Genomic DNA, 13,043 nt, shown 5'->3' with positions numbered 1-13,043 from the left:
CGGTCAGGCTGCGCCGGTCGGCACGGTCGCGGTGGGCCCCGGCTCCTGGAGCCGGCCGGGCACGGGCTCCGCCCGCCGCTCCTCCGCCCCGCCGAGGAAGACATGGCGTACGACCCGCTCGGCGGCGCCCCCGTCGTCGTACGGGCAGAACCGCTCGCGGAAGGCGGCGCGCCGCCGGGCGGCCTCCGCGTCGCGCCACTGGCCGCTGAGGAACACGTCGATGAGCGCGGCCTCGCTGCCGGCGACCGCGCCGGGCGGGAAGTCGCGGACGTCGAAGTAGCTGCCGCGGGTGGCCTCGTAGATCTCCCAGTCGCCGGTGTGCACGACGATCGGGCGGTCGAGGTGGGCGTAGTCGAACATCAGCGAGGAGTAGTCCGTGACCAGGGCGTCGCTGGCCAGGCAGAGCTCTTCGACGCGGGGGTGGTCCGAGACGTCGAGGAGCCGCGGCGATCCTTCGCCCAGGCGCGGGATCGCGGAGAGGTGGTGGTCACGGACCAGCACCGTGAAGCCGGGGCCGAGGGAGCGTGTCACGCGCTCCAGGTCGAGGGTGTGCCGCTCGGCACGGCGGTGGTCCCGGTGGGTGGGCGCGTACAGGACGGCGGTGGTGTCCGCGGGGATGCCGAGGGACTCGCGGAGGCGGGCCACGTCCTGGTCGGTGGCGGTGCGGTAGATGTCGTTGCGCGGATAGCCGTACTCGAGGGTGGTGTAGGCCGCCGGGTAGGCGCGCTCCCAGACGAGGGTCGAGTGGCGGTTCGCGGACAGGACGTAGTCCCACTTGTCGCAGTTGGCGAGCATCCGGTGGACGTCGGTGTCGCCGACGGCGAGCGGCCGGTCAAGCAGGTCGAGGCCCATGCGCTTGAGCGGGGTGCCGTGCTGGGTCTGCACGAACACCTGGCCTCGGCCCTTGACGAGTCTTCGGTCGAAGTTGACGTTGTTGACGAGGTACTTGGAGCGGGCGAGCGCGGTCCAGTACGCGGCCGTGCCGGGGACCAGACAGCGGGTGCCGGGCGGGACCGTGTGATGGTGTTCGGGGTCGGCGATCCACGCGGTCCTGATGTGCGGCGCCAGCTCGCGGACCTTCGCCTCGACGGCGGCCGGGTTGCAGCGGTAGCCGCTCCCCCAGTAGGCGGAGAACACGGCGTCGTGGGCGCGCAGCGGCAGGAGCCGCTGGATCCGGTAGTGGATCTGGAGGGCGGCGGCCCTGGCGGCGCGCAGCGCGGCGAAGCCGGCGCCGCTGACACGTCGTTGGAGGCCTCGGGCGATCTGCAGCGCCCGGTAGCTGCGGTGTGCGCCCATCCGGACGAGGGCGTGCCGGACACGGGTGCGCAGGCGGGGTCGGGCGCCGAGGGTGCGGTACCGGCGGCCGTAGGCGCGGGCCCTGCGCAGGAACTCGGCGCGGCTGCCGCGCGGCAGCCGGTCGGGCGCCGTGAACACGGTGCTGAAGTGGTCGAGCATCCGCCGGAAGATCAGCGCCCGCCAGCGCGCCGCCTCGGGGTGGGCGTCCAGGTAGGCGAAGACCCGGTCGTACTGGCCGAACAGCTCGAAGTGGCGGCGGCCGGGCGAGCAGGTGATGGCTCCGGTCCTGCGCTGCCGGTAGCGCACGCAGACGCGGTCGAGCACGGCGATGGACTCGGCGGTGACCAGCACCGGATACGTCCAGGAGACGTCCTCGTAGTAGCCGGGCGCGAAGACGAAACCGGCGCGCTCCAGGAAGTCGCGTCGGTACGCCTTGTTCCATACGACGTGCAGCACGCGCAGCAGGCCGGGGCGCTCGTCGAGGGCGAAGGAGGCGGGGCCGGTCTCGGCGAGGTGGACGCTGCCGGGGTTGGACGGGGCGTCCCTGCCGGTCCAGTAGGCGCGTACGTAGTCGTAGACCAGGACGTCGGGGTCCGCGGTGTTCCTGAGCCGGTCGGCGATGGCGTGCAGGGCGTCGGGGACGAGGGAGTCGTCGCTGTCCAGGAAGATCACGTAGTCGCCGGTGGCGCGTTCGAGGCCGGCGTTGCGGGCGCGGCCGAGGCCGACGTTCTCGGTCAGGTGGACGGCGCGGACCCGCGGGTCGCGGTCCGCGAACTCGTCGAGGATCGCGCCGCTCGCGTCCGGCGAGCAGTCGTCGACCGCGATCAGCTCCAGATCCGTGAAGGACTGCTCCAGGACGGACTGGAGGCACTCGTGGAGATAGGCCTGCACCCGATAGACGGGAATGATCACACTGAACCGTGGCAATGCGCATCCAGGGGTCGTCACCGGCGGTAGCGCGTGACAACGCGGGGCGATATGTCCGAGTTACGCGAAATGCGGCATACGAGGGACGGCCATTCGAGCGGGGCCATGTGCACGTCGGCGACGGGGCCGATGAGATGGGCCGCTCCCGGGAGTCCTCCCTGTGTCACCTTCTGATGCCGAGCAAAGAGGGAGGCCGGACATGGGCGGTCCCAGCGGTCCCATTCGGCTCTACATGTCGATGTCGCTCGACGGATACATCGCCGGTCCCGACGACCGTCCGGGCCAGGAGCTCGGGCGCACGGGCGGTCGGCTCTTCAACTGGCTCGACGACCGGAAGTCCGAGGGGCCCAGCGGTCAGGTGTACCGGGAGGCCCTGGCGACCGGCGCGCTGATCTCCGGGCGCCGCACCTTCGAACTCGCCGGGCGCTGGCAGGGCGACCACCACGACGGCGTACCGATCCTCGTCCTCACCCACCACGTGGACGAGGGGGACGAGCCGCCGGGTCACGCACGGTTCGTGACGGACGTCGACGAGTGCGCCCGGCTGGCCCGCGAGGCCGCGGGCGACAGGCCGGTCATGGTCCACGGGGCGGGCGCGGCGCAGGCGCTGCTTCGCGCCGGGCATCTGGACGAGATGGAGATCCATCTCGTCCAGGTGCTGCTCGGGGACGGCCGCCGGCTGTTCGAGCACCTGGGCGCGGAGCCGATCGAACTCGACCTCGTGCGACGGCTCGACGACCGTGACGTCACGCACCTGCGCTACCGTGTGCGGCGCCCCGAGGGGTCCGCATGACGCCGCGCCGACGCACCCCGGAGGAGGCCGTATGAAGACGCTGTTCGTCTCCTACCGCGTCACCGACCTGGACCGCTCGCTCGCCTTCTACTCCGCGCTCGGCTACGTGGAGCTGGGCAGGGTCGAGGCGGGCGACGCGGGTCACCTGGCGATCCTGAGCTTCCCCGGTGAGCCGGCGGCCTCGCTCGAACTGGTCCACCGGCCGGGCGCCGCGCCGATCGAGGTGGGCACGGGGTTCGACCACCTCGCGGTGCAGGTGGAGGATCTGGCCGGGACCGTGCGACGGCTCGCGGACGCGGGGCTCGAGCCGGGGCCCGTCGAGCACCCGGGCGGGCCAGAAGGGCCCCGGACCTCATGGCTCAGCGATCCGGACGGCTACCGGATCGAGCTGGTGCAGTGGCCGCCGGGGCACGCGGACGGCATCACAGCGGCCGACTTCTCGTGATCCCCGAACGCCCTACTTCGGCGCCTGGAAGCCACCCATCTCGTCCTCCAGCAGTTCGGCCAGCCGGAGCGGGGTGCGGTCCTCGTACATCGGGCCGATGAGCTGCACACCCACCGGCAGCCCCTCGGGCGAGAGGCCGGTGGGCACGGCGGTCGCGGGCAGGCCCGGCATGGTGGCCACACCGGCCCACACGAGCTGGTCGAAGTACGGGTACGTGACACCGTCGACGTCGATCCCGCGCTCCCGCGGGTCGGGGTGGTGGTCGTGCGGGAAGGCGGGCGTCGGTGTGATGGGACACACCACGGCGTCGTACTCCTCGAAGAGCCGCCGCCAGGCGTGGCGGTGGAGTTCGCGGCGTTCGTTCACCTCGATCCAGTCACGGTGGCTGAACACCATGGCGCGCAGCCGGGCCGCGTCGAGGCTCCGGTCGTCCGCGCCGAGCGCGGCGGCGCGCGCCCGCAGCTCCTCGTACGCCTCGACGGGGAAGCGTGCGACGGAGCCGGAGAACAGCAACTGCGAGTAGAGCGTGGCCGCTTCGGTCAGGTCGGGCAGCAGCGGGCTGTGCCGCTCGACGCGGGCGCCGCCTGCGACGAGGGCGTCGGCCACGCGTTGCACACCGGCCCGTACGGCGGCGCCGGTCGGGATGAGCGGGTGGTCGTCGACGACCAGGACCCGGAAGGCGTCGAGACGTTCGTGGCGTGCGGGCGGCAGCCTCACCTCGTACGCCAGCCCGGCGGTCAGCGGGTCGGGGCCGGCCATGACGTCGAGCAGGAGGCCGAGGTCGCGGGCGCTGCGGGCCATCGGGCCGACGACGGCGAGGTCGAGGTCGGCCGGCAGCGGGTCCTCCGGCGGTGCCACCATGCCGCGGGTCGCGGCGAGTCCGAGCGTCGGCTTGTGCGCGTAGATGCCGCAGAAGTGGGCGGGGGTGCGCAGCGAACCGGCGAGGTCGGAGCCGATGGACAGCGCCCCGAACCCGCAGGCGAGGGCCGCGGCCGAACCGCCGGACGAGCCGCCCGACGTGCGCTCGGGGTCCCACGGGTTGGTGGTGGTGCCGTAGAGCTCATTGAAGGTCTGGATGTCCTGCAGGCCGACCGGCACGTTCGTCTTGCCGAGGATCACCGCGCCCGCGTCCTTGAGCCGCGCCACCTGCACCGCGTCCTCGGCCGGCACGAAGTCGCGGTGCTCCGGCATGCCCCAGGTCGTGGTCGTTCCCGTGACGTTGTAGCACTCCTTGATCGTCACCGGGATGCCGAGGAGCGGCCGGTCCTCGCCGCGGGCGCGTGCCTCGTCGGCGCGGCGCGCGGCGTCCCGGGCACGCTCGAAGTCCGGTACGCAGACGGCGTTGACCGTCTTGTCGTCCCTCTCGATGCGGTCGATCGCCTCGTCGGTCAGCTCGACCGAGGTCACTTCACGGGCACGCAGGGCTGCGGCCATTTTCTCGGCCGTGGGAAAGGTGGGCTCCATGGATCGGGACCGTACAGACACCTCGGTGAGGGCAGGAAATACTTCTTCGCACAAGCGCTTCGCGCAGGACAAGCAGGTGTCCCAGGCATGGCAGGTGTCTCAGGAAGCCCCGTCGAGTACCTCGCGCAGCCGCCGCGCGAACTCGTCCGGCTTTCCGGGGTACCCGAACTCGCCGTCGAGGAACCCGCCGTGGTGACTCGGGAACACGGTCACCCGCTGCCCGAGCAGCTCGGCGGTCGCCACCGCCGTACGCCCTGTCTGCACACCCTCCGACTCCTCCCCCATGGCGATCACGACACGCGTCGGCGCGGCGGCGAGCGCGGCCACGTCCGGCCGATGGCTGCTGACCGCCCACGACCGGTCGGACAGCAGCGGATCGTCGCGCGAGCCGTCGTCCTCCGTGGGCATCCCGAAGGCGGCCGGATCGGGATCCGGCCACGCGAAGTACGCGTCGGTGAACTCGCCCTCCCACGAGGTCATCGCCACGAACGCCGCCATCCCCGCACCCCACCCGCGCTTCTCGTAGACGTCCCGCAGCGCGGCCCGCGCCCGCAGCGCCGCCTCACCGTCCGGCAACAGCGTGATGAGCGGCGGCTCGTGCGCGACGAGCGTGGTCACGTCCTCCGGATGTGCCACCACGAGCGCGAGGGCCGTGACGGCTCCCCCGCTGCTGGCGAACATCTCGACCGGCCCGGCCCCGAGCGCCTCGACGACGGCGTGCACGTCCCCGGCCTGCACCTCCGGATCGTGATCGACCCGCCCGTCCTTGCGGACGCTGCGCCCGAGCCCGCGCGGGTCGTACGTGACCACGGTCCGCTCCGGGAAACGCGCAGCGAGCGCGGCGAAACCCGAGGCGTCCATCGGCTGCCCGATCATGAACAACGGCGGCCGCCCGTCGGCGGTCGGCAGCGGACCGCGGACGTCGTGAGCGAGGTCGGCCCCGGGGGTCTCGAGCGTGTGTGTCTTCATGCCTGTACTGACCGGCCCGTCCGGGAAAATCATCGTCGGGACGGCGATCGCACGAGTGAGGGGCAGGAGCACTGATGAGCGGCATTCACTGCACGGTGTGGGACGAGACCGGCGACGCCGGCGTGCCCGCCGTCTTCGTGCACAGCATCTTCGCGTGGGGCAGCGACGACACGTACGGCTTTGGCGCCCAGCGTCCGCTGGCCGACCGCAACCGGCTGGTCCTGATGGACCGCCGCGGTTTCGGCGGCAGCCCCGACATCGACCGCAGCGACTTCGACGTCGACGCCGACGACGTGGTGGATCTCCTCGCGCGCCAAGAGGGCGGCGCGCATCTGGTCGGGCACGGCAACGGCGGGCTGGCGGCCATGCTCGCCGCCGGCCGCCGCCCCGACCTCGTACGCTCCCTCACCCTGATCCAGCCGTCCGCGTTCTCGGCGGCAGCCGAACACCCGGTGGTGCGGGACATGTTGAGCCGCGTGGGCGAGAGCGCCGGTGTGCCGGAGTCGGTCACGGCGGAGCAGTATCTGCGCGCCTCCACGGAGGGCCTGGGCATGGCGATGCCCGACCCCACGCCCGAGCGGCTGCGCGCCGTCGCCACGTCGATGCGGGAACGGCCCGTGTGGGAGGCGGTGGTCCCCCTGGAACCGCTGCGAGACGCCCCCTGGCCCACGCTCGTCATCCGCGGAACGTGGGAGGATGCGCCGGACCTGTACCGCACGTACGCGGGCGAACCCCTGATCGCCTGCGCCGAGGCGGTGGCCACGGCCCTCGACGCCCGACTCCTGCGCGTCCCGGGCTACTACCCGCACACCCAGCAACCGGCGGCGGTCAACGCGGCGCTGGGTGAGCTGTGGAGGTCCGTCGAGGACGAGCAGTCCGCTCCGTCAGGGCCGATTCACGGCCGATAGATGCACTCCGCGATGGTCGAGTGCTTCTTCCAGCCCAGCGTCTCGTACAGCGCGCGCCCCGCGTCGGTCGCGCCGAGCACGCCCGTTTCCGCGCCCCTGGCCAGGGCCTGGTCGGCGAGCGCACGCATCACGAAGCTCCCGAGTCCACGCCTCCGGTGGGCCTCCGAAGTCACCACCCGGTCCACCACCGCGGCATCGCCGATGATCGCCGCCTGCCCCTGAGCCGCCCGACCGCCCGCCTCGTCCAGCACACGCATGTGCACGACCCCGTCGACGTACTCCACGTCCATGGCGTACCCCGCGGGTGTGCGTGGTGTCGTGGCCGCCAGGTCGACGGCCATCAGATGTCCGGTCTCCTCCCAGGCGACCACCCACCCCTCCGCGAGCCAGGGTGCGACGTCCTCGGGTTCCGCGGGCATCTTCATCCAGGTCCGTGGAACCGTGACCGCGGCGGCCGCGCCCCGGACCGACGCTTCGTCGGCCAAGGGCAGGACGTGCCGGCCCACCTCGGCGGGGTTGTCGGCCACTTCGATGTAGTACCCCCACGGCTGTTCGACCGGCGGCGGCGTCCGCCGCGACACCGCCCACCCCGCCACCCAAGTCCTGACCGTGCTCGCGAGCACCGTGCTCTCCCCTCGTAGGCGACCATCGAGGGTCAGCCTACGTAACGGCTGCACACGAGTTCCACCCCTTACACACCTTCGCCGGTCGGGGCCGCGAGCAATCACCGCGCCCTGCGGCCAGGGCCTCGCCTCCGCGACGATCCGGTCCCGCCCATTTCTGCCTCGGATCGGGTCCGCTGAAATATGATCACGCCATGCCCGACATGACCGAGACAACGCCCGGGTGGCTGGCCTCCGACGAGTTGGAGCTGGTCCGTGCCCGTATGCCGATCCTGTACGTCGAAGCCGTGCCGGTGCGCGTCGCGGACAACGGCGAGGTGACCAGCGTCGGCCTCCTGCTCCGCATCGGCCCCGACGGCAACGTCAGCCGGACCCTGGTGTCCGGCCGCGTGCTGCACCACGAACGGGTGCGGGACGCCCTGCTGCGCCACCTCGAGAAGGACCTCGGCCCGGTGGCGCTGCCCCGGGTGCCGGTGTCGCTCCAGCCGTTCACCGTCGCCGAGTACTTTCCGACGCAGGGCGTCACGCCGTACCACGATCCGCGGCAGCACGCGGTGTCGCTCGCGTACATCGTGCCGGTGGCCGGCGACTGCCAGCCCCGCCAGGACGCCCTCGACCTGGTGTGGTTCAGCCCCGAGGACGCCCTGTCGCCCGCCGTGCAGAGCGAGATGCCGGGCGGGCACGGCGCGCTGCTCAAGCAGGCGCTGGCTCATGCGGGGCTCGTGCCCTGATACGGAGAAAGGGCGTCAGCGCAGGGCCGCCTCGATCGCGTCGGCGATCGGCGTCGTGGGGCGGCCGATGAGGCGCGCCAGGTCGCCGTTCCGCCGCGCGAGCAGGCCCTTCCCGACCGCCGTGTCGACGCCCACGAGGATGTCGGCGAAGGGGGCGGGGAGGCCCGCGCCGAGCAGGATCTCGCGGTTCTGCTCGGGCGTGACCTGCCGGTAGACGATCTCCTTGCCGGACTGGCGGGCGACCTCGGCGGCATACTCGGCGAGCGACCACGCCTCGTCGCCGCTCAGCTCGTACGTCGCGTTCTCGTGGCCCTCGCCGGTCAGCACGGCGACGGCCGCCGCGGCGAAGTCGGCGCGCGAGGCGGAGGCGTACCGGCCCTCGCCCGCGTTCGCCACGACGGCGCCGTGCTCCAGGACCGGCGCCAGGTTCTCCGTGAAGTTCTCGTGGTACCAGCCGTTGCGCAGGAACGTGTAGGGAAGGCCCGAGTCGAGGATCGCCCGCTCGGTGACCTTGTGCTCGGCGGCGAGCTCGAAGTCGGCGTCCGGGCCGCCGAGCACACCGGTGTACGCGAGGAGCGCCACGCCCGCCGCCTTCGCCGCGTCGATCACCGCCCGGTGCTGGGCGACGCGCTGCCCGACCTCGCTGCCGGAGATCAGCAGGACCCGGTCGCCCGCGCGGAAGGCGTCGGCGAGCGTCTCGGGCACGCCGTAGTCGGCGACGCGCAGCTCCACCCCGCGACCGGCGAGGTCGGCGGCCTTCTCCTTGTCGCGGACGACGGCGGCGATCTCCTGGGCGGGCACGCCCGCGTCGAGCAGTCCCGCGACGACCAGGCGGCCGAGCTTTCCGGTGGCGCCGGTGACGACGTAACTCATGTGTCCATCTCCTTGATCAGTGCTACTCCCTCACCGTAGGACGGGTACTAAGGATTCGTAAGTACCCACTTTGAAGTAAGGTACTGGTGTGAAGGTGAGCAGGGTGCGGGAGTGGACGACGACCGGCGACGCGGGCATGTGTCCGCAGCGGCTGGTCCTGGAGCATGTCACCAGCCGCTGGGGCGTGCTCGTGCTGCTGGCCCTGGAGGAGCGCTCGTTCCGGTTCAGCGAGCTGCGCCGGGAGATCGGCGGGGTCAGCGAGAAGATGCTCGCGCAGACGCTCCAGACCCTGGAGCGGGACGGCATCGTGCACCGCGACGCGCAGCCGGTGATCCCGCCGCGCGTCGACTACTCCCTGACCGGCCTCGGGCGCGAGGCCGCGGCGCAGGTCAGGGCGCTGGCCGACTGGACGGACCGGCGGCTGCCCGAGGTCGAGGCGGCGCGGGAGTCGTACGACGGGGCGAAGCAGGCCTGAGCCGGTCGCCGCCCCGGCCTGGTTCAGGTCAGGTGGGCGGCGAGCAGGTTGGCGTCGAGCAGGCCGAGGTCGGCCGTGCGGTCGGCGCGCGCGTAGCCGGTCAGGATGCGCTTGGCGGCGATCATGGATTCGTGGGGGCGGCGGCCGAGCAGCCGCGTCCAGGCGGCGACGGCGGCGTCGAGGCCGTCCTCGGGCACGACCTCGTGGATCAGGTCGATGCGGTGCGCCTGGGCGGCGTCGAACTCGCGGCAGGTGAGCATGAGTTCACGGATCCGGGCGACACCGACCTCCGTGATGAGCCGGCCCGTGGCGCCTCCCCAGGCGGGCGGGAGCCCGAGGCCGACCTCGGGCATCCGGTAGCGGCTGGTCTCGGCGCCGACGCGCAGATCGCAGTACGAGACGAGGGCAAGGCCCGCGCCGACGACCCGGCCGTGCAGCCGGGCGACGGTGATGACGTCGGTGGTCTCCAGGGCCTGGCACAGCCGGTAGCCCTTGTCGACGACGCGGCGCAGGGCGGCCCCCGTGGGGTCCGCCTCGCGGGCGGCGGCGAATTCTCCGCGGTCGGCCCCCAGGCAGAAGTCCCTGTTCAGGGACGACAGCACGAGGACCTTGACGTCGGTGCGCTCGGTGAGGCCTTCGAGCAGCTTCAGGAGGTCGTCCATGGCGGCGACGTCGAGGACGGCGTCGGTGCGTCCCGCGTGGAGCCGGGCGTGCAGCACCGGCCCGTCCTGCTCGACGCGGAGGGTCTTGAAGCCGTCGGAGGGCTCGGGATGGTCGGTCATGCGAGGGCGAGATCCAGTTTCAGGAGACGGCGGAAGGCCACCCGGGGCGCCCAGCTGGGCGGGCGGACCAGGGCGAGTCGGGGGAAGCGGCGGGTGAGCCCCGCGAGGAGGATCTGCGCCTCCATGCGGGCCAGCGGGGCGCCGAGGCAGTAGTGCACGCCTCCGCTGAACGCCAGGTGGCCCGGCGCCCGCCGCGGGTCGAAGGTGGCGGGGTCGGCATGGCGGGCCGGGTCGTGGTGTGCGGCGCCGATCATGAGGTGGGCCATCTCGCCCTCGCGGATGTCGCGTCCCGCGAGGACGGTGTCGCGCGCGGCGACGCGGCTGATCACATGGGTGGGCGGGTCGAAGCGCAGGCTCTCCTCGATCGCGCCGGGGACGAGGTCGGGTTCGGCGGCGACGGCGGCCCACTGGCGCGGGCGCTCGACGAGGCGGAGCACGGCCTGCGACAGCAGCGTCGCGGTGGTCTCCAGGGCGGCGAGCAGGACGAAGCGGGCCAGGTGGTAGACCTGCCGGTCGGCCTCCTCGCGGTCGGGCTCGAGGGTGTCCCAGGTGGCGATCCAGCGGGAGACCGGATCGTCTCCGGGATGCGCGCGGCGGGCTCGCACCAAGTCGGTGAAGTAGGTGCGCAGTTCGACGGTGGCGGCGTCGGAGCGGGCGAGCTGGCTGGCCGTCGGCAGGAGTTCCTGGGTGAAGACCTGGTCGTGGGTGAGCTCGCGCAGGCGCGGCCAGTCGGCGCTCGGCAGCCCCAACCAGTGTCCGATCGTGGCGATGGGCAGTTCCTCGCCGACCAGCGAGGTGAATTCGGCCTCCCCGTCCCTGAGTCGTGCGTGCAGGTCGTCCAGGAGGCGGTCGGTGGCGGCCTCGACGGCCGGGCGCAGGCCCTCGACGGAGCCGCGGTCGAATCCACCGGCCGCCCGGCGTATTCGGGTGTGCTCCGCGCCGTTGAGGGTGGGCAGGGTGTGGCTCATCTCGCGCGAGGAGGGCGCGGTCCAGCGGGTGCCCTCCCCCTGCCGCTCGCGCCAGGCCCGGTCGGGCTCGTGCCAGCCCTTGTCGCGGAGCACCTGGTCGCACTCGGCGAAGCCGGTGACCAGGTGTCCGCCCCAGGGCGCCGGGCTGACGGGCCCGGCCGCGGCGAGTTCGGCGTAGTAGGGGGCGGGGTCCGCCTGCCCCCTCGCGGTACGCAGACGTGAGAAGACCTTGACGGTGGCACGGCGCAGATCCTGCGGCAGTACGGCGACGATTCCCACAGCGCTCCTTCCCGAGCATCAGCCGCCATGACTACCCACAAGATCATCTGACTATCCGACAACTCCCTTGCCAAGTGAAGTTGCCTGCGTCACTCTCCCTTGGTCCATGCCAGGAAGCGGCTGAAGAGTCCTCCCTTGCGGGACTTGGGCGTCTCGTCCTCCTGCGGCGCCTGGGCGGCGGGCATCGCCGCGGGCGGCTGCACCAGGTCGGGCGCCGGCTGGGAGACCACGGGGGCGGCGGACTCGTACGCGGCGGGGGCGGCCGGTACGGAGCGGGGCGTGAAGTGGACCGGCAGCTCGGTCAGCACCCGGCTCCACGGCGACGGCACCCAGCCGAGCTTCGAGAACGGCTCGTCGAGCTCCATGTCGGGCAGCCGGTTCAGAAGGCACTCGACGGCGGTGACCGCGATCATGAACGCGGGGTCCTTCGCGGGGCACGCGTGCGGGCCCGCGCCGAACGCCAGGTGCGCCTTGGAGCTGAGCTGCGCGCGGTGCTCGGTGAGCTTCGGGTCCCGGTTGGCCGCGGCGAACGAGATCAGCACCGGGTCGCCGGCCCGCAGCGTCCGATCGCCGAGCTCGACGTCCATCATCGGGTAGTGGCCCGCGTAGTTGGCGATCGGCGCGTACGACCACAGGGCCTGGGACACGGCGTCCTCGACGGGAAGCCCGGTCGGCCACTCCTCCCCCAGGTACAGGGCGCTGCTGGTGCCGATGGCGGCGGCGAGCGGCGCGGTCCCGCCGGAGAGCAGGGTGACGAGCTGGTGCAGCACCGCCTGGTCCGCCTCCGCCTGATCGGACGTCAGGAGGGCGTGCTGGCGGATGAGTTCGGTGGTGACGTCGTCGCCCGGCCTGCGGTGCTTGAGCGCGATCAGCTCGGCGAGCGCCTGGCCGAGCACCTCGTCGGCGCCCGCGGTGCCCTCGAAGATGCCGCTGATCCCGGCGATCACCCGGTCGCCGATCTCGGGAGGGCAGCCGAAGAGATGGGAGAAGACGAGCAGCGGCAGCGGGCTCGCGTACTCGGCCATCAGCTCCGCGCTGCCGTCGCGGTCCGAGCAGAAGTTGCTGATCAGGTAGTCGGCCGACTTCTGCGTCTGCCGGATCAGCGCCCGTTCGTCGACGGTGTCGAGCGCCGCGATGACCGCCTGGCGGAGCTTGGCGTGGTCGGCGCCGTCGGAGAAGAGGGCGTTCGGCCGGTAGCCCATCATCGGAAGGGCGGGGCTGTCGGCCGGCACGCGGCCCTCGGCCAGCGCGTTCCAGCGCCGCGAGTCGCGGGGGAAGGCGGCCGGGTTCTGGAGGATGTGCAGCGCGGCGTCGTAGCTGGTGACGAGTTCGACCTCGACGCCGGGGGCGATGTCGACGGGGGCGCTGGGCCCCTGCGCGCGCAGGTGGGCGTAGTACGCCTCCGGGTCCGCCGCGTAATCGGGCCCGTACAGCTGGATGTTGCCGCCCTGGGCGTGCGCGGGGCAGCCGGGTGGCGGTGTCCTGTGGTCGTCGGTCGGCTGGGACATGC

Annotated in this window: 13 protein-coding genes; 5 read left to right on the top strand and 8 right to left on the bottom strand. The window is 72.5% G+C overall.

Annotation, left to right across the window (positions count from 1 at the left end):
- Nucleotides 1-3: 3 nt before the first annotated feature.
- Entirely contained in the window at nucleotides 4-2,223 is a 2,220-nt protein-coding gene (locus tag ACTWJ8_RS34390) for a bifunctional glycosyltransferase/CDP-glycerol:glycerophosphate glycerophosphotransferase (protein ID WP_443261434.1), read from the bottom strand.
- A gap of 199 nt (nucleotides 2,224-2,422) precedes the next feature.
- Between ACTWJ8_RS34390 and ACTWJ8_RS34385 the strand changes: the two genes are divergently transcribed.
- Together ACTWJ8_RS34385 and ACTWJ8_RS34380 are read left to right on the top strand one after the other, a co-directional pair.
- Entirely contained in the window at nucleotides 2,423-3,016 is a 594-nt protein-coding gene (locus tag ACTWJ8_RS34385; RefSeq protein WP_356373356.1) for a dihydrofolate reductase family protein, read from the top strand.
- A gap of 31 nt (nucleotides 3,017-3,047) precedes the next feature.
- On the top strand, nucleotides 3,048-3,461 hold the full coding sequence (locus ACTWJ8_RS34380) for a VOC family protein (protein WP_443261433.1): 414 nt from the start codon (nucleotides 3,048-3,050) through the stop codon (nucleotides 3,459-3,461).
- Between the two features lie 12 nt (nucleotides 3,462-3,473).
- Here the strand turns inward: ACTWJ8_RS34380 and ACTWJ8_RS34375 are convergent, their stop codons facing one another.
- Nucleotides 3,474-4,925, bottom strand: coding sequence for an amidase (locus ACTWJ8_RS34375; RefSeq protein WP_443261432.1), 1,452 nt, complete (start codon nucleotides 4,923-4,925; stop codon nucleotides 3,474-3,476).
- Between the two features lie 99 nt (nucleotides 4,926-5,024).
- A complete protein-coding gene (locus tag ACTWJ8_RS34370; RefSeq protein ID WP_443261431.1) occupies nucleotides 5,025-5,894 on the bottom strand; it encodes an alpha/beta fold hydrolase in 870 nt (289 codons plus the stop codon).
- A gap of 74 nt (nucleotides 5,895-5,968) precedes the next feature.
- On the opposite strand from ACTWJ8_RS34370, the gene ACTWJ8_RS34365 reads away from it, so the two are divergent.
- A complete protein-coding gene (locus ACTWJ8_RS34365) occupies nucleotides 5,969-6,802 on the top strand; it encodes an alpha/beta fold hydrolase (protein WP_443261430.1) in 834 nt (277 codons plus the stop codon).
- Here ACTWJ8_RS34365 and ACTWJ8_RS34360 read toward each other — a convergent pair.
- Nucleotides 6,790-7,425: a GNAT family N-acetyltransferase gene (locus tag ACTWJ8_RS34360; RefSeq protein WP_443261428.1), complete on the bottom strand. Its 636-nt coding sequence runs from the start codon at nucleotides 7,423-7,425 to the stop codon at nucleotides 6,790-6,792. The two genes, ACTWJ8_RS34365 and ACTWJ8_RS34360, sit on opposite strands and share 13 nt — an antisense overlap.
- A gap of 203 nt (nucleotides 7,426-7,628) precedes the next feature.
- On the opposite strand from ACTWJ8_RS34360, the gene ACTWJ8_RS34355 reads away from it, so the two are divergent.
- Nucleotides 7,629-8,156: an NUDIX hydrolase family protein gene (locus tag ACTWJ8_RS34355; protein WP_356373860.1), complete on the top strand. Its 528-nt coding sequence runs from the start codon at nucleotides 7,629-7,631 to the stop codon at nucleotides 8,154-8,156.
- 15 nt (nucleotides 8,157-8,171) lie between these two features.
- Here ACTWJ8_RS34355 and ACTWJ8_RS34350 read toward each other — a convergent pair whose 3' ends face one another.
- Nucleotides 8,172-9,029, bottom strand: a complete 858-nt coding sequence (locus ACTWJ8_RS34350; protein WP_443261427.1) for an SDR family oxidoreductase — start codon at nucleotides 9,027-9,029, stop codon at nucleotides 8,172-8,174.
- A gap of 136 nt (nucleotides 9,030-9,165) precedes the next feature.
- Here ACTWJ8_RS34350 and ACTWJ8_RS34345 point away from each other — a divergent pair, with 136 nt between their 5' ends.
- Nucleotides 9,166-9,504: a winged helix-turn-helix transcriptional regulator gene (locus ACTWJ8_RS34345; RefSeq protein WP_443265084.1), complete on the top strand. Its 339-nt coding sequence runs from the start codon at nucleotides 9,166-9,168 to the stop codon at nucleotides 9,502-9,504.
- 23 nt (nucleotides 9,505-9,527) lie between these two features.
- Here ACTWJ8_RS34345 and ACTWJ8_RS34340 read toward each other — a convergent pair whose 3' ends face one another.
- From ACTWJ8_RS34340 to ACTWJ8_RS34330, 3 genes are all read right to left on the bottom strand, one after another.
- The gene (locus ACTWJ8_RS34340) at nucleotides 9,528-10,286 is read right to left on the bottom strand and encodes an enoyl-CoA hydratase/isomerase family protein (RefSeq protein ID WP_443261426.1); all 759 of its coding nucleotides are present in this window, start codon (nucleotides 10,284-10,286) and stop codon (nucleotides 9,528-9,530) included.
- On the bottom strand, nucleotides 10,283-11,533 hold the full coding sequence (locus tag ACTWJ8_RS34335) for a cytochrome P450 (RefSeq protein WP_356373363.1): 1,251 nt from the start codon (nucleotides 11,531-11,533) through the stop codon (nucleotides 10,283-10,285). The genes ACTWJ8_RS34340 and ACTWJ8_RS34335 overlap by 4 nt, the downstream gene beginning before the upstream one ends.
- Before the next feature lie 89 nt (nucleotides 11,534-11,622).
- A complete protein-coding gene (locus ACTWJ8_RS34330) occupies nucleotides 11,623-13,041 on the bottom strand; it encodes a cytochrome P450 (RefSeq protein ID WP_443261425.1) in 1,419 nt (472 codons plus the stop codon).
- Between the last annotated feature and the right edge of the window lie 2 nt (nucleotides 13,042-13,043).

It is taken from the genome of Streptomyces sp. SDT5-1, from assembly GCF_052245995.1.
Lineage (GTDB): Bacteria > Actinomycetota > Actinomycetes > Streptomycetales > Streptomycetaceae > Streptomyces.
This window is presented reverse-complemented; position numbering and strand designations above follow the sequence as displayed.